Origin of the sequence: Rubinisphaera italica, from assembly GCF_007859715.1 — a bacterium.
Taxonomy (GTDB): Bacteria; Planctomycetota; Planctomycetia; order Planctomycetales; family Planctomycetaceae; genus Rubinisphaera; species Rubinisphaera italica.
Genome location: NZ_SJPG01000001.1, coordinates 4,163,397 through 4,185,311 on the forward strand (window position 1 = coordinate 4,163,397; position 21,915 = coordinate 4,185,311).

At 48.4% G+C, this 21,915-nt stretch carries 16 protein-coding genes; 7 read left to right on the plus strand and 9 right to left on the minus strand.

The features are described from left to right. Window positions 1–76 precede the first annotated feature (76 nt). Together Pan54_RS15585 and Pan54_RS15590 are read right to left on the minus strand one after the other, a co-directional pair. Window positions 77–1,846, minus strand: a complete 1,770-nt coding sequence (locus Pan54_RS15585; protein WP_146504357.1) for a divalent metal cation transporter — start codon at window positions 1,844–1,846, stop codon at window positions 77–79. A gap of 224 nt (window positions 1,847–2,070) precedes the next feature. Next, window positions 2,071–2,472, minus strand: coding sequence for an acyl-CoA thioesterase (locus Pan54_RS15590; protein ID WP_146504358.1), 402 nt, complete (start codon window positions 2,470–2,472; stop codon window positions 2,071–2,073). Between the two features lie 383 nt (window positions 2,473–2,855). On the opposite strand from Pan54_RS15590, the gene Pan54_RS15595 reads away from it, so the two are divergent. From Pan54_RS15595 to Pan54_RS15605, 3 genes are all read left to right on the plus strand, one after another. Continuing rightward, window positions 2,856–4,958 carry a diguanylate cyclase gene (locus Pan54_RS15595; protein ID WP_146504359.1) on the plus strand — a complete coding sequence of 701 codons (2,103 nt, stop codon included), beginning with the start codon at window positions 2,856–2,858 and terminating at the stop codon, window positions 4,956–4,958. Between the two features lie 309 nt (window positions 4,959–5,267). Further along, complete coding sequence (locus Pan54_RS15600) at window positions 5,268–6,077, plus strand: TrkA C-terminal domain-containing protein (RefSeq protein WP_146504360.1); 810 nt, start codon at window positions 5,268–5,270, stop codon at window positions 6,075–6,077. After that, window positions 6,040–6,756, plus strand: coding sequence for a class I SAM-dependent methyltransferase (locus tag Pan54_RS15605; RefSeq protein ID WP_146504361.1), 717 nt, complete (start codon window positions 6,040–6,042; stop codon window positions 6,754–6,756). The genes Pan54_RS15600 and Pan54_RS15605 overlap by 38 nt, the downstream gene beginning before the upstream one ends. On the opposite strand, the gene Pan54_RS15610 is transcribed toward Pan54_RS15605, so the two are convergent. Together Pan54_RS15610 and Pan54_RS15615 are read right to left on the minus strand one after the other, a co-directional pair. Continuing rightward, window positions 6,753–7,148: a GNAT family N-acetyltransferase gene (locus Pan54_RS15610; protein WP_146504362.1), complete on the minus strand. Its 396-nt coding sequence runs from the start codon at window positions 7,146–7,148 to the stop codon at window positions 6,753–6,755. The genes Pan54_RS15605 and Pan54_RS15610 overlap by 4 nt on opposite strands. Before the next feature lie 166 nt (window positions 7,149–7,314). Then, on the minus strand, window positions 7,315–8,751 hold the full coding sequence (locus Pan54_RS15615; RefSeq protein ID WP_165441801.1) for an AGE family epimerase/isomerase: 1,437 nt from the start codon (window positions 8,749–8,751) through the stop codon (window positions 7,315–7,317). 256 nt (window positions 8,752–9,007) lie between these two features. On the opposite strand from Pan54_RS15615, the gene gltX reads away from it, so the two are divergent. The 4 genes from gltX to asnB all read left to right on the plus strand — a co-directional run bounded on the left by gltX (window position 9,008) and on the right by asnB (window position 15,390). Further along, window positions 9,008–10,594 (plus strand): glutamate--tRNA ligase, encoded by a 1,587-nt coding sequence (gltX, locus tag Pan54_RS15620; protein WP_146504364.1) that lies wholly within the window; start codon window positions 9,008–9,010, stop codon window positions 10,592–10,594. Window positions 10,595–10,770: 176 nt separating this feature from the next. Continuing rightward, a complete protein-coding gene (locus Pan54_RS15625) occupies window positions 10,771–12,465 on the plus strand; it encodes a glutamine--tRNA ligase/YqeY domain fusion protein (protein WP_146504365.1) in 1,695 nt (564 codons plus the stop codon). 97 nt (window positions 12,466–12,562) lie between these two features. Then, complete coding sequence (gene rfbD, locus Pan54_RS15630) at window positions 12,563–13,405, plus strand: dTDP-4-dehydrorhamnose reductase (RefSeq protein WP_146504366.1); 843 nt, start codon at window positions 12,563–12,565, stop codon at window positions 13,403–13,405. A gap of 50 nt (window positions 13,406–13,455) precedes the next feature. Beyond that, a complete protein-coding gene (gene asnB / locus Pan54_RS15635; RefSeq protein ID WP_146504367.1) occupies window positions 13,456–15,390 on the plus strand; it encodes an asparagine synthase (glutamine-hydrolyzing) in 1,935 nt (644 codons plus the stop codon). 3 nt (window positions 15,391–15,393) lie between these two features. Here asnB and Pan54_RS15640 read toward each other — a convergent pair whose 3' ends face one another. The 5 genes from Pan54_RS15640 to Pan54_RS15660 all read right to left on the minus strand — a co-directional run bounded on the left by Pan54_RS15640 (window position 15,394) and on the right by Pan54_RS15660 (window position 21,698). After that, entirely contained in the window at window positions 15,394–15,747 is a 354-nt protein-coding gene (locus tag Pan54_RS15640; protein ID WP_146504368.1) for a hypothetical protein, read from the minus strand. A gap of 123 nt (window positions 15,748–15,870) precedes the next feature. Next, window positions 15,871–18,333, minus strand: a complete 2,463-nt coding sequence (locus tag Pan54_RS15645) for a prolyl oligopeptidase family serine peptidase (protein WP_146504369.1) — start codon at window positions 18,331–18,333, stop codon at window positions 15,871–15,873. Window positions 18,334–18,478: 145 nt separating this feature from the next. Beyond that, window positions 18,479–20,335, minus strand: a complete 1,857-nt coding sequence (locus Pan54_RS15650) for a DUF5060 domain-containing protein (RefSeq protein ID WP_165441802.1) — start codon at window positions 20,333–20,335, stop codon at window positions 18,479–18,481. Window positions 20,336–20,445: 110 nt separating this feature from the next. Then, window positions 20,446–20,802 (minus strand): STAS domain-containing protein, encoded by a 357-nt coding sequence (locus tag Pan54_RS15655; RefSeq protein ID WP_146504371.1) that lies wholly within the window; start codon window positions 20,800–20,802, stop codon window positions 20,446–20,448. After that, the gene (locus Pan54_RS15660) at window positions 20,799–21,698 is read right to left on the minus strand and encodes a response regulator (RefSeq protein WP_146504372.1); all 900 of its coding nucleotides are present in this window, start codon (window positions 21,696–21,698) and stop codon (window positions 20,799–20,801) included. Before Pan54_RS15660 ends, Pan54_RS15655 begins: the two co-directional genes overlap by 4 nt. Window positions 21,699–21,915 lie beyond the last annotated feature (217 nt).

The following is a 21,915-nucleotide window of genomic DNA, read 5'->3' on the forward strand; positions in this document are numbered from 1 at the left end:
TTCTGGGATGTGCCGCCCAATCCGAATCATGTTAGTGACATCCGAAACAGGCGCCCCGAGCCAGTCATGACTCGACTCAGGATGCAGAACCTGTTGTATCGGAATCTCCAGCGATCAGCATAGGTTCGGAAGGTTTGCGGATTATGCCAACCACCACCGCCAGTCCGATAAATACACCCATCGCCACAAAGCCAACCATGCGATAAGGGCTGGAGTAGATGCTCCAGAAGCTTCCGAATGCAGCCAGCAGTGAGGCGGTCAGCATCAGAATGTTCCAGACGACAAGCTGAACTCCCTTTGGTCGACTTGCTCCCATCAGGCTTTTTGAATTCATCATGAACATGAAAGTAAAGTAAGCAACTGGTAATAGAACCATTCCGAACATTGATGTCGGTACGGCCAGCCAGAGTTTGGCGTCACCCGACCACAGGAACGGTCCAAGTGCACCAGACAAACCAGCCAGATAACAGCCTGCTCGGTGATACATTCCCGTGTGAGGCAACTTGAAGATTTCACAGATCACGAAACCGTTGATCAGCATCAGTATGATAATCGTGGAGACGGCCATGCCGAGCACGCCGATTCCGAAAATGACTTGTGAGAAGATCGGGCCAGTCAATTCTTTGAGTGAACCTGCCAGATTGAACGCATCTCGAGTAACCAGCATAGCAGCCAGTTCACGATCGGCTGCAGGAAGATCGCTGACGGCTGCTTTCATCGCAGCGGGGTCAGCTTTTAAAATTGCGAACTCTCCAGCAGACACTTGCTGTTCGAGTCGTTTCTCTACCAGTTTGTTGTAGCCACCGACGAGATTGCCAGCTGGTGCAATTGCATTTCCCTGTTCATCAACTTCACCCATAAATCCGGGAGCGGGCTGAGCATGAAATTGAGTTGCAGAAGCAATCACTACACAACTGGTCGCCAGCAGGAAGGGGATGAACAATCCAAAAGCGAGATCGAAAATCGCCAGTTCGCGATGCACGCGTCCCCAGCCTTTTCTCAGCATGGAATACGGGAGCAGGAATGTCATATTGATCCCGACGGCCGTTGCAGCAGCGGTAATCATGACCTGCTGTTGTTCGGAAACAATTTTATCAGTCCAGAATTTAGAGTACTCGCCTGTTTGCGCCAGAATCGCAGTGAATTGATCGGATGGCCGCGACATCAGGCTGAGATCGGGAATGAAACCAGCCAGAATCCTCCCCCAATCCAGTCCCTCTCCACTGAAGGTCATTTTCAGAACGACGCCGAAGAAACAGAGCACGACAATTCCAACCATGATCTTAAGCAGCAATTCGAAAATACGAATTCCTTTGCTGCCGGAATCGTAAAACCAGATAATGGTTCCTGTTGAGATCAGCAGGAAAATGACGATGATCAGCTTGCTGGTAAAGTCATCCATTGCCCCGGCTCCGAAGACGCCAGGCAGTAAATTCTGTTGAATGGCAGCGGTCCCGAGAGCAAACTGCGGCATACACCAGACAAAGTTGGCCATCATGGTCGCAATCGCCCAACCCCAGCCGAGGACCGGATTGATGTGCTTATTGATTGCATCAAAAGGCCGTTCGCCCGTCGAGAGGGAGACATAAGCAATTGCACTGAGCATGATGATTCCCATAATCATTGCCAGTGGTTGCAGCCACATCAGGCCAAAACCAGCCAGTACACCTAAGTATAAACTGCCCGAAAGTGAGCCACCACCGAGAGTAATGGCACCTTGCAGCCAACCTGGTCCGGAAAGGGAAAAGTAGCCCAACATCCGTTTCAGGAATGGTTTGGCCTGCAACTCTTTGAGATAAGCTAGTTCAGTGGATTCGGTTGCGGCATCTGCCTGGGGATCGTTCATAAAATTAGCCTGCTGCGGTGTATGTTCTTAAATACTTGTGATCTATACGCTTATGCTCGACATTGAAAGTGCATCGAATGCATTTTCAATACTCCATGAGCATTGCTCATGTCTGCATTAGAGATCAATAATCGTTCAGATGAAAAATCATTGATGCGGAATAACAGACTATCCGCAGTGTGACCACAAAACAAGCACGGACTACACCTGGAATGTGAAGTCTTTTATCCGGTTGCAGTTCCGGGAAGATCATCTGTGATTCGCTGAACGACCCCCTGTGCATCGACCATGGCCAATACCGTAGAGCCTTCGGCGATTAGGGTTTCTCCGCGCATCACACGATACGAGTGCTCCAGTTTTGCAGCCGAGACCTTGTCGATGGTGGCGGTCACATGGAGGAGATCGTCATAGCGAGCCGGGTTCCGAAAGCGGAAATTCATTGAAACAACAACAAAAAACAGCCCTCTCTCTTCCATTGCCCTGTAATCACCACCGTTCACACGAAATAGATCTGTCCGGGCTTCTTCAAAATAAGCGGGGTAGTTTCCATGATGGAGAAACCCCATCGCATCCGTTTCACTGTAACGGACACGAATACGGGTTGTATTACTGGTGATATCGGGCATCGGTCTCAGACATTCCCTTATTTCTTGTTGAATTGAGTGACTGAATACCTCTCGACTGCTGCCGAAAGATTCGAGCCTTGGACGACTGACTGAACTCCTGACGCCCACAAGTTTTTAGTTTTGAAAAATAAACTATGACAGATTCAATTCGACAATTCCACTTTCAGAATTCTGGAATTGAACAGAAGGCTGATTAAGGGTAGCCGCACAACCGGAACGATTGCTCCAGATTCCTCAAAATCTTCCTGCCCACGGCAATCTTCTATTTGTCACTTGAATTCTACGACCTAGCGTTGAGCAGCCTGCGTGAAAATTGAATATCAACGCAGACGATTTCGGCATCTGGCAGCTGGTCAAGTAGTGTTAATTTGAGGATCGTTTCTATGTTATTGGATGACATTTCCGTTCGAAAAACTGGTCGAACGACTCGGGGAGCTCGGTATGCCTCATCTCAACGGGGTTTATTGGCGCTGGTTGAATTGCATCAGCACGCAATTGAACTGGAAGCCATCGAAGAAGAAACACCGACTCCGAATGCAATCTCTCCAGCAATCTTGCGAGATCTGCTCACCTGTCTGCACTTTCGGGATGAAAATACGTTTCTGCATTCTCGTCGCGTTTCGTTGATTGTCGTCGGTTTGGCCAAGCAACTCTGCTGGAATGCAGAAGCGATTCGTGAGATTGAATTGGCGGCTATGCTGCACGACATCGGCAAGATCGGGATCCCCGATCACATCCTGTTCAAGCCAGGCAGATATACCATTGAAGAAGCATCGTTAATGTCGTTACGAACTTCAATTGCAGAAGATATCCTCGATATCTGCTGTATTCCACTACGAATACGGAATATCATTGTGGAATCTCGTCTGCCATTTTCCAGAATGGAAGATTATCTCCGCCCTCTGGGAAAAGATCTCTCACAGGCAGGTCGCCTGCTGGCGGTTGCCGATGCCTATGAATCACTGTCGCGCGATCAGATTTATCGTGACGCGAAATCGGGACCGGAAATCAATAAAATCCTCAATGAACGCGCCGGTTCCATGTACGATGCGAGCATCGTGCAGACATTAATTCGCTGGGTTGAAAATGGTGGCGAGGCCGCCCTTCAGGATGTCGGTAAAGAATCGGCAATGAATGGGATGACTGCCCAGAGTGGAGCTTCTCTGGCGATGACTTCTCTCAGTAATATCTTCAGCCATCTTTACACACTCGAACAGGCATACGATGGGTTTGTGATTGTGGGAGTCGAAGGCAAAATCCTGTTGGCCAATCGAGGTTGTCGGGAAATCTTCCAGCAAGCTGATCGGGACTGGTCTGGTCAGTTATGGAATGGAGAATTATGTCCGCAGGCTGATGCTTATCAGAATCTCCTCAGCGATGACAATCTGCCTGTATACAGGACTATGACAGATAAAATGCCGTCAACCACTACGATTAAAGTTCCACAACCTGAAAATCTCTGGGAAGAACTGGAGGTTCAATCGATCCCCATGTTTGACTTCAATGAGGAACTGATTGGTGTCGGAGAATTTTATCGACGCAAGCAGCGGAATCGTGTGGAGTCGGCTAAATTTCGAGAACTCTCACTGCAGGCCAGTCGGGACGCTTTAACAGGTGTCGCGAATCGGGGCACCTTGGAAAATCAACTTTCTCGGGCAATGGCTAACTTTAAAGACGATCCCATTGAAAATCTCTTCTCGGTGGTTTATCTGGATATCGACCACTTCAAGTCAATCAACGACACCTTCGGCCATGCCACAGGGGATGATGTCCTGGTAACACTGGCAAAGCTATTACGAGAAGAAGCGTATGCGAGTGAATTTGTAGCTCGGTACGGCGGCGAAGAATTTGTGATTGTCTGTCCAGGGCTGACAGCCAGTCAGGCGTTCAAACGCGCAGAGCGTTTTCGCCTGGAAATTGCCAAACTTAAATTCGAAACTGCAACGTCTTTGAAAATCACTTCGTCATTCGGTGTCTCACAGGTCGAAGAGAGAGATTCACTCGAAAGTGTTCTCATGCGTGCAGACAAAGCGTTGTATCAATCGAAGGACCAGGGACGAAATCGATCCACCTTGCTTCAGCAATCCGATATTCATCAGGAAAATAAGCCGGAAAGTTCCCGGGCAGGGTTTGTGTTTGAAGCCTCAATCAATGGTGTGCTCTTCGACAACTTCCTGATCCTCAAATTACAGGGATTTGCAGAGCAGAATCATGCGAAGTTACTCAAAGTTCAGGAAGGCAATGTCCAGTTTCAGTTCGGACGCAAAAGGTTCTTTAAACGCTGGGGTAAGAATGCCGAATACCAACCGGTTCGTGTTGAGATCGATGCCAGGGCGGCTTTAAGTGCCCATGGCAGCCGGTCAAACTCCCAGAGATTGAATGTAAAAATCACACCGATTGGAATCCCCGCCAACCCGGAAATGTTCAAATTGCGTGCCCAATATGCCTATAGCACTTTGCGATCTCACTTTCTGAGCCAGGACTAACAATTACGTACCTCAAAACCGCCAGGCCAATTCACAACCCCAAGCATCTTCTATGCTTGGGGTTTTATTTTTCCGACAACCATGACGACAACCCTCACCTTAAGACGAAACCTTTAGCTTCTTAGCATTCTGGAAAATTTCTTCTGAGCATGTGGGCGACAGACCTTCGGTCGGTAGCCACTGCTCGAACTTATCGGTTTGAGTCGATAAGTAACCAGTTCAGACTATTCCGGTTCGGGAATCTCGACGATCAATTGCGATTGTTATAAGATATGCCACTAATCCCATTTGATTACGAAACTGGCAGCAATGATTGCGATATTTTCCTTACTCGTCACGATGTTTCTATCGCTCATGGTGACGCGCATTGCGGCCATGGCACTCATGCTTACGGGCATCTCCCGGGAAATGGCCCGCTTCCAGGCCCGCTCGGCTTTCACTGGTGTCGGCTTCACTACGACTGAATCCGAAGCGATGGTCAATCATCCGGTTCGCCGACGAATTCTCATGATCCTCATGCTCCTCGGAAATGTCGGAATTGCTACCGTTGTCGCGACCATTATGATTTCAGTAATGCAGGTCAACAGTTCCGGAATGCAGTACACGACTTTTATATTGTTGATGAGCGGGCTGGCTTTCCTCTGGTATTTTTCGAGCAGTCGTTTTATCGAACGGCATTTGAATCGATTGATTTCCTGGTCGCTTCGAAAATTCGGCAAGCTGGAAGTCCGCGATTATGTTGCCATCCTCCAATTGCAGGAAGGCTATGCGGTTTCCGAAATGGTGGTGGAATCTAAGGATTGGCTCACAGGGAAATCTTTACGGGAATTAAGGCTGCCCAATGAAGGCATACTTATCCTCGGACTGCAAAGGCGTGGCGGCACTTACCTGGGGGCACCAGATGCCGGTACGATCATTAAGCCGGAAGATACTTTGATCCTTTACGGCCCGCTCCATCGCATCCAGGAACTCGACCAGCGCAGAAGCGGTAAACAGGGCGACGAAGCTCATGAAGAAGCCGTTGATGAGCATGCCGAAACGATTGTTGAACAATCAGAAATTGAATACGAAGAGGAAGAAGATGAGCGCAGAAAAAGCGACCGTGGAGCAGATTCGTGAACGATTTGATCACGATGTCGAACGATTTTCAAATCTCGAAACGGGTCAGTCGGCTACCATCGACGCCCCATTAGCAATGGATCTGGTTTGCTCAGCCGCGGCTGCCTGCACGCCGAAGGCAACACACCTGCTCGACCTGGGCTGTGGCGCGGGAAACTATTCCCTCAAACTTCTGGAACATCTACCAACGCTGGATGTCACTCTGGTGGACTTGAGCCAGCCGATGTTGGACCGTGCACAAGAACGTGTCGCCAGCCAGACGACAGGAGTCGTGAAGACGATCCAATCTGACCTGCGTGAGCTGTCTCTGGAAGTCAACTCCTGTGATATCGTCCTGGCCTCAGCAGTCCTTCATCATTTACGAACAGACGAAGAGTGGTCGGCTGTCTTTGAGAAGATCTACCAATCTCTCCGTCCCGGTGGTTCCTTCTGGATTTTCGATCTCGTCCTCTCCTCCAGTCATGAAGTCCACGAACTGATGTGGCAACGTTACGGTGAATATCTGACGGGCTTGAAAGACGATGCCTATCGCCAGCACGTTTTCGATTACATCGAATACGAGGACACTCCACGACCTTTGGTGGAACAACTCGAATTACTGAAACAGGTTGGATTTGCCGAGGTGGAACTCCTCCACAAAAACTCCTGTTTTGCAGCCTTTGGTGGCATTAAGCGTTAACGTATCCAACAGGAATAATGCTGAGTCATGCCGATATGTGGATAATACGTCTCTGCTTTCGGTGCAGCCAGAAGAATCATTTTCGTATGCAAACCACTAATTTCATGCGTGAGATCAAGCAGTCGCTTACCAATCCCCTGCCCTTGAAACTTTTCGTCCACAGCGAGATCAGCTACGTAAACACAGGCGGAATAATCGGTGAGTGATCGGGCAATACCAACCAGCAGTCCATCCTGACGAGCAGTCACAATCACATCGGCTTGCTCGACCGCTTCCTGCATCAACTCGGGTTGATCTATCAGTCGTCGCTCAGCAAGGGTCGAACGTTTTAGAATATCGATATAGTCATCGACACTGAGTTTGGGTGATTGTTCGTAGTGAATATCAGGCATTGGTTGAGGTTAGTTTTGTAGGGTGCGTCCTGACGCACCATGCTGCAGACAATGAATTGAAATAGAAGATCTCGAAATGTGAATTAACGGAGAGAAACTTTCGATTGCTCACGGGCAAGGTGCGTCAGGACGCACCCTACTTCTAGATCCAAGACCCTGGACCAACTCACTTTGTCGCTCTTAGATAATCACATAAATCGCGGACGTTTTTCACGAATGTCTCGGATTCAATCACGCCTTCTTTAGAGGCTTTGTTGTACCCCTTCATGTTTCCTGAATCGACCCAGGCACCACGTTCATCGAGACCAGACATGATACTTTGAATTCGATCCTGTGAAGGTTTTCGGGGAGATTTCTGACGGATCGGTTCCTTTGTCAATCTGCGATACTCGCTCTCATACTTCTCAATTTTCGCTGGAATCTTGAAGGCGTAATGTGTGGGCAAATTGGAATCGTCATATGTCAAATGGTACTTGCCATCAATGACCTCTAAGTAGAGCGGGCGGTTCGTTTTTAATTCGTAAAATCGAGCCAGTTGCCCGTCTTTCAGCAGAGACGATTTCAAATAGGTCAAAGCACTCGGAATGGGTTGCAGATATTTCTTATCGCCTGACTTCTCAAAGAGCATCATCAGCGTTTCGATTGTTTCCTGGGTTTCATCACTTGCTAGAGCGGGAGGCTCGAATTTTCGATCCCAGACGGGGTGCATCTCTTCATTGTACTGCTGACACCAGCCTTGCTGAGGAATCGGCATTTGGGCTCGCACAAGAAAATCTCCTGCCCGTTTCGCACAATTCAAATATTCGTCATCCCCATAAACTTCCCAGGCGAGCAGCATTGTCGAGATCATATTCCCGGTGACATTATCGTTGAGATAATACTTCCCCGTCCAGTCGTTTAGCCACTCCCGGCTCCACTCCTCAGGATAGGACGCATTTAATACGGGATACTTCGGCCAGACCGGTTTGCTCGGATGTCGATCCCAGTTCTGCGCCCAGCCTCCGACCGGATGTTGAGCTTGAATCAAGGCATTCAGGGCGAACATACAGCTGTCATGAATTTTGGAATTCTTAAACTTCAAAGTGCCATCCATTCGAACCATAAACCGGACAGCTGCGGGAGTCGTATCATCATCGAGCGTGGTGATATTCGTCTTATTTTTACGAGATGGATTGAGTTTAAAGGACTCATTATCGCGATAGCCCCATTTTTTGCGTTCCACCTCATCAAAAGTAATCGAGTAATACCAGCCTCCCGATTGCATCTGCCCCTGCAGCAGAGCTTCAGCTGTTTTTAGAGCCGCATCTCGATATTTTTCCTTTCCCGTCAATTCGTAAGCATCGAGCAGGCTCATGCCAATGGCTGGGGTGCCGGGTGGCTGTACCCAGATCGTATTCTCATCTGTCTCCGCTTCCCCTTCCGTCAATTTCAGATTCTTGCTGTACCGCCAGTCGTAGCCGCCGTGCTTGGAGCAGTTTTCGATATAGAAATCACAAGCACGTTCGAGGGTATTGAGCACCTGCTCACGTTCCACTTGAGCCAGGCAGGGAGAGGACATCAAACAGAGGAGTACACATCCGGAAAACAGCATTCGTAGTGGCATTGCAGACCCTCTCGCAATTTTTGAGGTGACAAATTGATTTCGTAAAATGGATCGCCATATTACCATGCCTTGAATTGACTTGGGAGTGTGAACCGGAAACTATTGATGATTGTCGTTTCCCTTGTTACGGTTTCGCAGCAGATTGATACAAAGCTGTAGGTCAGGCACTGCCTGAAGGAATTTGACGTCACTTATTATTCAGACAGGCAAGATGCCTGTCCTACCTGATCATCTCCACCAACGAAAACACGCGTCCATGAAAGCGATTCGCACGCGATTTGCCCCCAGTCCGACAGGTTACATGCACATTGGCGGCATGAGAACGGCTCTGTTCAACTGGGTTTTCGCCAAACATCATCAAGGGACATTCATCCTGCGAATTGACGATACCGATCAGGCACGCAATGTCGAATCAGCTCTCGAACCAATCCTGCAGGCATTCCGCTGGCTGGGCATCCCGTGGGATGAAGGTCCCGAAACTGGAGGAGATTTCGGGCCCTATTTTCAGTCGGAACGAACTGATTTTTATCAGAAGCATTGCCAAACTTTGATTGAAAAACGGCTCGCATTCTACGATTTCACAACTCCCGACCAGAGCCGGGCAGAACGGGAAGCGGCTGAAAAAGAAAAGCGGAACTACATCAATAACCGCAACGATTTTGATCTGGACTCAGCAACCATTCAGGAACGAATCGATCGGGGAGACAATTACGTCATCCGCTTTCTCGTCCCTCGGGATACTGACAAGAAAATTGTGATTGACGATGCTGTCCGCGGACACGTTGAATTCGATCCTTCAACGATGCCTGATCCCGTCATCATGCGGTCAAATGGGTTGCCGTTATACAACTTCGCCTCCGTTATCGACGATGCCTCGATGCAGATTTCTCACGTCATCCGAGCAGAAGAACATCTTTCCAATACTCCCGTTCAGGCATTGCTGTTTGATGCTCTGGAATTTGAACGACCGACTTTTGCTCACATCCCTTATGTCGCAGCCCCCGGCACGAAAGAGAAATTGAGCAAACGCAAGCTGGAGCAGTATCGGAAAAATCCCAAATTCAAAAAGCTGTTTCAACATGGAGATTTTATCTTTCCATTACTCGGACTGGAAAACAACGGCGGGCTCGATCCTGTGATGGTCGAGTATTACGAAAAGATTGGCTACTTGCCTGATGCCGTGTTCAACGCACTGGCCCGAATCGGCTGGTCACTCGATGATCAAACGGAAGTTATGAGCCGGGAAACGATTATCGAAAACTTCACGCTTGAAAGGATTGTCAAATCTCCAGCTGGCTTCGATCCCGATAAGCTCCTCAGTTTTCAGGCTGAATGGATGGGGAAAGTTCCTCTCAGCGAAAAAGCATTGAACTGCATTCCGTATCTGGCAACTGCTGGTTACGTGCATGCGGGCGAAAAAGAATATTCACACGATTATATTGAAAAAGTCGTCGCGGCTGTCGGAGAACGCCTGGTCGTCTGGAGCGATATTCTCCGCTTCGATGAATTTTTCGTGACCGACGACGAATTGAAGTACGAAGAAAAGGCTTTTAAGAAGAGAGTTGTCAAACCCGAAGATGCCTGCACTCTACTCGCAGAACTTGCTGAGGAACTGACGACGTCCAATTGCCAAACCTCTGAGGATTTCGATCAGTTCGTGCACCAGTTTGTAGAGAACAAAGAAATCGGCATCGGCCAGATCATTCATGCGTTGCGAGTCGCCGTCACAGGCAAAGCAGCTGGGGTGGGCATGTTCGATGCTATGGAGCTGCTCGGAACCGACCGCTGCGTAAAACGAATTCGCAGAACTCTGAAATTAAAGACCAGCTCTGATTCTCAATAAGTCGTCGGATGGCTTACAATGCAATATTGTTAGGGTGAGGGCATATCGGTGCGATCTTGAATGAGGAGGTCGCAGCCCCCCCCCTCATCCGGCATTTGGCCACCTTCTCCTCAGGGAGAAGGAAAGTATTAATCGTCCTACATAATAATCATTCAATTCGCGTAAGGATACGCACGATGTCAGCGGAAAATAATACAGACGACACACCTGCTAAGCCACTCGATTTCATTCGGGAAATTGTGGCTCAGGATCTCAAATCTGGCAAACATGATGGCCGCGTGCAGACCCGTTTTCCACCGGAGCCAAATGGGTATCTGCATATCGGACATGCGAAGGCGATTTGTCTGAACTTTGGGATCGCCAAAGAATTCGGCGGCCGCTGTAACCTGCGATTTGATGATACGAATCCGACCAAGGAAGAGACCGAGTACGTCGATTCCATCAAAGAGGATGTCCGCTGGCTGGGCTTCGAATGGGACGAAGAACATTACGCGAGCGACTACTTCGAGCAACTTTACGAATGGGCAGAAGCTCTCATTCAGAAAGGGCTGGCATATGTCGATAGTGGCAGCCTGGATGAAATCCGAGCTCAACGCGGCACTGTGAATGAACCGGGAACTCCGAGTCCTTTTCGCGAGCGGAGTGTAGAAGAGAATCTCGATTTGTTTCGGCGGATGCGAGCCGGTGAGTTCCCGAATGGAGCTCACGTGCTGCGTGCCAAAATTGATATGGCAGCTGGCAATATGAATCTGCGAGATCCGATCATGTATCGCATCTTGCACACGCACCATCATCGCACAGGCGATAAGTGGTGCCTCTATCCGATATACGACTGGGCTCACGGACAGAGCGATTCGATTGAGAAGATCACACATTCGATTTGCACACTGGAATTCGAAATTCATCGCCCGCTCTATGAGTGGTATATCGAACATCTCGATATTTTCCCTTCCAGACAGTACGAATTTGCCCGTCTGAACCTGACTTACATGGTGATGAGCAAACGCAAATTGCTCGAACTCGTCCAGGCCAAACTGGTTGAAGGCTGGGATGATCCGCGGATGCCGACCATTGCCGGGTTACGTCGTCGCGGTTATACGCCGGAATCTCTGCGGAATTTCTGTCACACGATTGGTGTCACAAAATATCCGGGTACGACCGATATTTCTGTGCTTGAAAATTCTTTACGCGATGATTTGAATCGTCGTGCGGAACGTCGGATGGCTGTGCTTGATCCCATAAAAGTCGTCATCACAAATTATCCGGAAGGGACTTCGGAAGAACTGGAAGCGGTCAATCACCCGCAGGATGAATCGTTCGGCACACGAACAATTCCATTCGGACGCGAGATTTACATCGAACGTGAAGACTTCATGGAAGATCCTCCCAAAAAATTCTTCCGGCTCTCGCCCGGCAAAGAAGTCCGCATGCGATACGCCTACTTCATCAAGTGCGAAGAAGTCATCAAAAATGATCAGGGTGAAATCACCGAAATTCATTGCACATACGATCCGGAAACCAAAGGGGGCAATGCTCCCGATGGCCGCAAAGTCAAAGCGACATTGCACTGGGTTTCCGTTGCCGATGCGGTTGATGCTGAAGTTCGATTGTACGACCATCTATTTGAGGTCGAAAATCCGAACGATGTTCCAGAGGGAGGCGACTTTAAGGACCATCTGAATCCGAATTCCCTACAATTGCTCGAACATGCCAAGCTGGAGCCTCAGCTCAGTTCGGCTCAGGAAGGGGAACGCTTTCAGTTTGAGCGCATGGGATACTTCTGTTGTGATCGCACGAGCACGACAGAACGACCGGTCTTCAATCGAGCCGTCACCCTCCGCGACACCTGGGCCAAGGCTAAGAAGAAATAAATCGCTTCAATAGTTACCGATTCTCACCACGCCCATCAATTCGTTCTGGGACGTGCCACCCCGCAAGGCAGAATGCTCTTAGCTAAAAAGTAAAATTATGTCGACTGTGATTTTGGGGTGTCGCGGGCAATTGGGAAGTGAACTGGCTCAGTTGCTGCCGGAGGCGAATGCGCTTTCACGGCAAGAATTTGACATCACTTCTCGAGAATTATTTTCAGCAGTACTGGATCCTTTAAAGCCAACCTGCATTATCAACTGTGCCGCTTATAATCAGGTCGATCTGGCAGAGGATGAACCCGAAGCTGCTTGGCAGACGAATGCTTTAGGTCCACGCTATCTTGCTCAATATTGTGCAGAACACAAAAGTCGTTTGATCCACATCAGTACGGATTTCGTTTATGGAATCAAGAAAAAGCCAGCTCGTCCACTAACGGAACAGGATTTGCCTGATCCGAGAAGTGTGTATGGCGTTTCGAAACTGGCGGGCGAATATTTTGTGCAGACAGAATGTCAGCAAAGTCTGATTATTCGCACGTGTGGATTGTACGGGCGAGGAGGGAATGGAAACTTTGTCAAAACGATGCTGAGACTGGCACGTGAAGAGAAACCGATTCGAGTGGTCGACGATCAGTTTTGCGCGCCGACATCGGTTAAGGATCTGGCATCAGCAGTCCTCAAGCTTCAAACCATTCACGCCACTGGCCTGTTTCACTTTGTAAATCGGGAGCAGGTCTCCTGGTATGAGTTCGCAAAAATGATTTTCACAATTACTGGAATGGATGCGGATTTAACTCCCATTTCGAGTACCGAATACGGAGCTATTGCCAAACGTCCTCAATATAGCGTACTGGACTGCAGCAAATACTGCGAAGAAACCAACTCCCGCATCCGGACGATTAAAGACGCCCTCAAAGAATATCTGCGAAGTGAGATGGCTTGAGCAATAATTGAATTGTGGAAACGAAACTTAAAAAATAGACGGATCAGCCTGTGTGTGGGATTGTTGGATTTTTAGCGAGACCAGAAGAGCATTCTTCTGAGCATCTCACCACGGTGGCTGGCAACATGGCTGATGTGCTGGCTACTCGTGGGCCAGATGATTATGGTGTCTGGTCGGATGTTGATTCGGGAGTTGCTTTAGGGCACCGCCGGTTGGCGATTCTCGATCTTTCCGAGCAAGGGCATCAACCGATGCTTTCTGCGTGTGGTCGATATGTACTGGTCTATAACGGGGAAATCTACAACTTCAAAGAGATTCGCGCGGAACTCAAAGAGCTGAAAGTTCGTTTTCGTGGTACCTCGGATACCGAAGTACTTCTGGCGGCGATCTCACACTGGGGGCTCCGTGAAACTCTGCCCAGATTGCGAGGTATGTTTGCGTTTGCACTCTGGAGTCGGAAAGAACGCAAGTTGACGCTCGTGCGAGATCGCATTGGTATCAAGCCGTTGTATTATGGGCAAGCCGGTAATGAGTTTGTGTTTGCTTCGGAATTAAAAGCATTTCATCAGCACCCCCGCTTTAAGAAAGAGGTGAATCCGTCTGCGGTTGCTCTGTTAATGCGTCATAACTACATCCCGGCTCCTTACTCGATTTTTCAGGGGGTTAAAAAGTTACAGCCGGGAATGCTGCTGGAGATTCCACTGGGAGATTTTAGCGAGGAGGTCAGCGATCATCCCATTGGTACGAATTGTGAACCGGAAGCTTATTGGACATTACAGGAAGCAATTCTCGTTGGGCAGACCAATCGATTCTCTGGTTCATACGAAGAAGCAGTCGATCAATTAGAAGTCTTACTGAAGCAGGCAGTCGACTATCGCATGTTGTCGGACGTTCCTCTGGGGGCATTTCTATCCGGAGGAGTCGATTCCTCTTTGATTGTTGCGATGATGCAGAAGAAACATTCGCAACCGATCCGTACCTTCACAATTGGTTTCACAGAACACGAGTATGACGAGGCTCCGTTTGCACATCGGATTTCCGATTACACAGGCACGGCTCATACTGAACTCTGCGTTACTCCCAGCGAAGCCCGGAATATCATTCCGCAACTTCCTGAAATTTATGATGAACCATTTGCGGATATGTCCCAAATCCCCACCTGCCTGGTTTCAAAACTCGCTCGCGAGTACGTCACCGTTTCATTATCAGGAGATGGGGGCGATGAATTGTTCGGGGGATATCATCGATATTTTCACCTGGATAATATTTGGAATAAGCTACAGAAAATTCCTGCACGCAAGTGGACCTCTTCTGTACTCGATAATCTGACGAGTCGTGTGCCGCATTCGATCTTGCCGGAGCTTCTGCAAAAGCTGACGTTTGCTGCTCGCATCGAATCGACGGAAGAACTTTATGCCCAGTTGCACCGTCACTGGTCGACTAATGAAATCATGGCGCAGGAAGCATTCGATCCAAGTTTCGATCTGGGCTTCGGGGCTCCCAATCCCGACCTTGATCTCGCCAAACTGAAATGGATGGCACTGGATACCACGACTTATTTGCCGGATGATATTCTGACCAAAGTCGATCGAGCCAGTATGTCCGTTTCGCTGGAAGCACGAGTGCCTTTGCTCGATCATCATATCGTCGAGTTTGCCTGGACACTGCCTCAGCATTACCGTTATCAGGGAGATTCTGGGAAACGAATCCTGCGAACGCTACTCGAACGATATATTCCTGCAGATATGTTTGATCGTCCAAAGGTCGGATTTGGGATTCCGATTGGGGAATGGCTGAGAGGATCTTTGCGGGACTGGGCAGAGGATTTGCTCTCTGAGAAAAGCCTGAATGAGCACGGCTTGCTCAATACTGCACTCATACGATCCCGCTGGGAAGAACACTGCTTGGGCAAACAGAACTCACAATACCTGTTGTGGGATGTGCTGGTCTTTCAGCAATGGTATCGAGCGACGATGTCAGCTTGAATCTCAGGCAGCCTGAGAATTTTCGCTTTGATTCTGAAGCATCTTCTGATGCTGCTCATACATTTTAAGCAGGCGTTCACCATCGGTCGTCATGCGATACTGAATACCGTCCTCACGTCCGGCGAGTTCGATGTCGAGCAAGCCGTAAGCGATCAGAAGACCGTGAGCTTCTGACCACGCTTCCGATTCGGTAGAGTCCTCTTCTGTTTGTGGCACGAGAGCAGAAGCTCGATCCTGCCATTTAGAATCTTTACGCTCTTTATCCTCTTTTTGCAGACGTGCATTCTCTGCGTACACCTGAAGAATAGTCAGGCAGAGGGGATGATCTTCAATCAATTCGGAGTTCTCGAAATTCATACCCTTGAAATCGACCGTCATTATGGGGAAGTCGAGAACATGTCGAGTAAGCTGCAAGATCGTCGTAATCGGATGATTGTTACAATCGGAAAAGTTTAACAATCCATTACAAGCGTTAGCGTTTTATGGGTGCAGATGTTCCTTGAAAAACTGAATTCTTCTGCGATTTCCATAGGGACCGCCGTTTGTATGACCTTGCCCGGGGAGTAAAAGAAAATCGAAATCTTTATCGGCTTTAATCAGGGCATCGACGAGGCGATAGGTCGATTCGGGGGGAACATTATTATCCAGTTCTCCGACCATCAGCAGCAGATTTCCCTCAAGTTTTTCTGCATGGTCAATATTAGAGGAAGCTGCATAATGTGGGCCGATAGGATAGCCCATCCACTGTTCATTCCAGGAGGCTTTATCCATGCGATTATCGTGGCAGCCACAGGAGGCGACCGCTGCCTTGTAAAATTCACCGTGAAACAGCAACGCCGAAACCGCATTTTGCCCCCCTGCTGAGGTGCCATAAATGCCGACACGGCTCGTATCCATTCCGGTAAACTTCTCCGCTGCACTTTGAATCCACAGCTTTCGATCTGGTAATCCTGCATCTTTCAGATTGTGCCAGCAGACATCGTGAAATGCTTTTGATCGATGAGCGGTCCCCATACCGTCAATTTTGACAACAATGAAACCAGCCTCAGTTTCCTGCTCATACCAACGTGACTGCCGGAATGTTTTCGGTACATGATAATTGTGGGGTCCGGCATAAATATCTTCCAGAACCGGATAGGATTTCGATTCATCGTAGTTATCTGGAAAAGTAATCAATCCCCAGATCTCGGTTTGTCCATCGCGTCCAGCCGAGTGAAATACTGTTGGGTGTTTCCAGCCAGCCTCGATCAATTCCTGATTGTCACCTTCTTCCAGAGGACAGATTAATTTTCCATCAATCACACTTCGCAAATTGTGAACGGGAGGGAGATCGACACGGGAATATGAGTCGATCAAAAATTGTCGATCAGGAGAGAACTCAATCGAGTGAGTGCCATTTCCTTCGGTCAGTTCAGTCAACTCAGTGCCATCAAAATTGACGCGGTAGTAATGCAGATAATAAGGATCCTGGTCAGCATGTCGTCCACTGGCCGCGAATAGGATCTGACGATTTTCTTCGTCAATCGATTCAATTTCACGAACCACCCATTCGCCTGAAGTGATCGGCTGCATCAAGTCTGGCTCTTTAAGATTGACCAGGTAAAGATGCCTCCAGCCACTCTGCTCTGAGGTGTAGATCATTTCCTTCGACAATTTCAGGTAGTTTGTCTTTGAAAAACTCGGACCGTGAGCCGACCAGATAAATGTCTCTGACTGTTCGTCAACGATGGTATGCGTTTTTTGAGTGGATGTATTGCATTCCGTCAATCGAAATCGCTGGTGACCGCGATCATATTTAGGGACTACGAACGTCTGATCGCTGGTCCAATGAATCTGCGGTCTCCCAAAATCAATCGACGGGAGATCGAGTTGATGATGTTCTTCCGGTTCGATGTTAAAAAGGTGCCACTCGTAGCGTGTCATTTCATCCCCCGGCAAGGCATAGTGTTGTTGGTGCAGGATGCCGCGATAACCTTGAGAGGCAGATGATTCCAAGGTGTAAACTTTCTCGTACTCTACGGGAAAGACTTTGGTGGCAATGATTGACAGACTGTCTGGTGACCAGCCCATAAATTGATAAGGATTTCCTGGACGACCATCTGTGGTCAGTTCTCGTCTTGCCGTCGTATGCGTACTCTGAAGTATTAGATTGCCTGCTTCACTTTTGATCAGCCAAAGACCATCGGGTGAAGACATTCCCGAGACACGCGGATTTCTCGGTTCTCGTCGCTGCTTTCGTTCAACTCGCTCTCGGATTTCAATTGATATTGGAGCAGAATGTCCGCGAAACCGACCATAATATCCACCTTCTGAGTCGGTGATTTCCCAGACATGCCCCACATAAGTGTGCTGAGATTGACGAGCCTCCGGCTTGATGCTGCCATAAGCAACACTTTGCCCCGAACTGTTAATCCAGCTGTATGTCAGCAGGAGTTTGGTCCGATTCACAAAGGTGATTTCCGTATGCTCACCGGAATTTTCACTGCGGGCCTCGTCGTTTTCAAGTCGTTGTGAGTCATTCGTCGAATGCGCAATATCGCTGGTCCCAAACAATTTCAACTCAGACTTTTCAACATCAAATACATAACGTTGCCGTTGAAATGTGAAGGAGCAGATGTGTCGATCATAGTCATAACTGATACCATAGAATTTACAGGATTGGGCACCATCGTATTCAAAATTATTTTCCTGCAGATGCGATTTCATTTCTGAGGTATTGATCAGAAGTTTACGACTTCCAATCTCAGCATCAACAAATACGATTTCCCAGGCATCGACTCCCAGATGATTCTGATACCAGAATTGAGTGCCGTCTTCACTCCACTCGGGTTGAATCCGCATTTTGTAGCAACGGGGAGCAGTCTTCTGAACAGCCAAAGTCTCAAGATTCGGGCAGAAAACAATGCCCCAACAGACTAACAAGGGAAGCACTCGAAATTTCATAAAATCAATTCAACAGATTTAATTCATAATTAGCAGGCCCGACACAAGCAGACCAGAACGCCTATGGATTTTATCCGATGAAACTGAACGAATCCAACTTGCGATCTGAAAATCAGGCTATCGACACTGAAGTTGTCGCGATTGATTACTTTCGTAATCGAACGAGCACAACCCAGTCCTGATCCGACTTCTCCTTTGGTTTCACAAGAGCAAACGGCTTATCTTCTGAGGCAGAAGTGTTCTGAATTGGTAGCTGTTCGCCGTTGAGTGGGTCGAACCAGATCTCTTCGTAAGAACTCTTTTTGTCTGGCAAGTTCAATTCAACCTCAGGAGATTTTCTTGAGAGGTATATCAACCAGAGTTGACCGGAGGCAGTCAGGCAATGATCCCGCTTCGAATTTCCGTTCAACAGCGAATCATTGGGCAGAGAATCCGCCAACGGAAACTTTGAATCCTTTAGAATCTGCAGAGCGACTTGACCATATTTCCAAGACATGGCCCGACTGCGAAAATCATCACAGACGAGATCATTCTCTGCCAGTTTATAGCCAAAGTAATACTGCACCCCGGCTCCGCCAGCCATCAGATTCCCCCAAAGTGTTTCGCTGCGAATATCGTTGAGGTCATATCCATTTCCGTTGTCCTGGGCGATGCCATCGAATCCGTCGTAATCTGGATCGGGAGGCACACCCAAACTGGCCGGGCCTTGTTCGTCGTTGCAGATCACCCAGTGCTTATGATATTTCTGAGATTTTTCAACCCAGTACAGGGTGCGGTCGTAAACCGACGACCAGGAATTTTGCAGCGACAAGCCAGTCAATGGCGAATCAACTTTCAGAAAGGGATCGTAGGCTTTATCCTGCTCGTTCGGATAGGTGTGCAGCACGATAGGGTGATCGTAAGGATCGATTTCAGCCAGATACTCAGCCATCGCTAATTGCTGTTCAAACGTCTGAGTATTCTCTTCACCCAGGTTCCATTCTAAAGCGAGCAGGCTTCCAAACCGACTGACGAGCTCGCGCAGATAAACTTTCCGTTCCCGATCCGTTTCACCAGCATCGAGGGCGGTAGGAGTTGGTTTGATGTCACGTTTCCCACCATGACGATTGTCATCGTTTTCGGTTTCCTGAAATTTGATATGCAACAATAAATTTTGATTCTGAGCATGATCGAAAACGATGCCCCATTGATCGAGTTTGGAACAATCGAAGTGAAAATTTTCATCACGGGAAACGTAAGGCCAGACATTATCGCCATCTCCACCGGCATTGTAGGTGAGGAACGAGATGACATTGCAGCCGACTGCGTTGAGGTAATTCAGCGAACCGATTAATCCTTTGCCGCGGTTGTCTTTCCAGACCGGATCTCCGGTTCGCCAGTCCTGTTCGTGAGGTTTCCAGGTGAGGAGTGGACCTTTTTTTGACCGAGAAATGGTGTCATCAAAATCGGGAGAGGCAAGATAGGTTTCCGGAGAGTCTGGCCCCATTTTGATATAAATCTCCCTATGCTGCAAATAGTGCAGATATCGCGAATCGGTGTGAACCAGACGTCCGCGTTGATAGGCCAGCGGTGCCTGTTTCGATATTGACGAGACCTCAAATTGTCCTTTCCAGCCATTATAAGGAACAACCCTTTTTCCACTTGATTTCAAATCGATAGCGACATCCTGTCCTTCCACAAATTCGATGGCCCAAGTCCAGAGTCCGGATTGATCGGGACTAAAATAAGTCCGCCAGATGGAGCCTTCCTTCGCAGAAGTTTCCCCTGCCTTACCATCAGCTGCAAAATGCCCGGGCACGCGATACGTTTTGCCCGATGGTGCATGCTGAAAAGTCATCGTGAGCCGATAGTCCAGGAACGGGTTGGGTTCCTCAGACATTTCAGTGCAAGTTGGACCCGCAAACTGAAACGTGATTTTCCGCCACGGTTCACAGATGCCTTCAATCTGCATCTCTGGGAGCGTTTCGGCAAAAGACTGCTCCAGGGTATTGATCGTTGACAAGAAAAATACAACCATGCAAGCGCAAATTGACCGTATTCTCATCGGAATCCTAACTTGAGCAAGAAGAAAGGTAAAAGCTGAATTTGGTCAATGGAACATCCGATGGCGAACTACGACAAAGCTGCTTTGGCCTCATCACAATTCAGGTAGATGGGCCAGCGTTGATCGAGATGTGTGATCTGAATCAGTTCGCCAACAAAAGGCTCGACTCCGCAGACACAGAATTTCCCGCCCCTGCGTTTCATCTCGGCTGCGATATACAACAGAGATTCCAAAAAAAGCGAGTTCGCATATTTTAAACCCGTACAGTCCACGATCGCATTCTGACAACCCTCAAAATCCTGACGCTGCAGATCTTCCTGGATTGTTTTACGATAATCCGAGGTTTCAAAACGAGCCCATTCACACATACTAAAAATAAGTGTCTGATTGTCCCGGGTAATTGAATAGTGAGCTTGTCGACTCATGAGGAGACACCCGTTAGTGAACTGCTGTTTTTGAAAAGTATAACCTGATTCCCTCGCTTGTTGAATTGTACATTATCCATAAATGATTTCATCAGTAAAACCCCTCGACCACAGGGGCGTTCTGCAAAACCATCTGAAAATGGATCTGGTAGACTTTTCGGATCGAAACCGGGGCCTTCATCGCTAATCGTTACCGTCAAACCGGCATCGAACCGAATATGGACACGAATCTGTCGATCACGATAGGGCTCCTCAGACTGACGCTTCATCGCGAGTGCTTCGAAGGAATGCAGATCCTGCTCGCGCAGCTTGGAACTGACTTCCAGATTTCCGTGAAAGTACGCATTGGAAAGCGCTTCATCAATAGCGGTCGTGATCCGAAAGCAGTCGTTCTCTGAGAACATTTTTCTCATTTCGAGAGAGTGTCGAAACTCTTGCACGAACGTGGAATGCAAATTCCGGTCGTTATCCATGATGAAAGTCGCTTCAGAAAGCGACATCAGTAATTTCTGCTGATGATTTTTTTCGCGTGCCAGCCCCAGCAGACGGGAAACCACTGGGGCTAAATCGACTGCTAACTGACTTTTGGGCACATAACTGGCCGCGCCCTTAGTCAGAGCTTCCGCTGCAATTTTTTCACTGCCTGCGGCTGTCATGAGCACGACAGGAATCAGAGGAAAGCGTTCCTGCAATTCCATCACCAATTCCAGCCCGTTCATATTAGGCATCTGCAAATCTGTTACGACAACCTGAGGATGGAATTCTTCGACAATTGACAGCGCGATTACGCCATCCGAAGCCGTAAGAATCTGCGAATCAGGAATCTGTTTTTGAAGAAGGTGTTGAGCCCGTTTGAGATCAAACAGAGAGTCATCAACAACCAGAATAGATGTCATAACGTACTCCAAGCATCAATGCAGGTTAATCTATCAATTGTTTATATCTTGATCCTCACCGAGCGTCAACGACTTTCTATATTGTTCTGCGTTACGGTGACTTTACAAGCTTGTCGCGACCCGAAAAGTCGTCAATAACTTCCGAGAACATCGCTTTGATCGATATCGTCGTAATGGAATCTCGGTTTCAGAAATCTATTTTCGCAAAATTCTGATA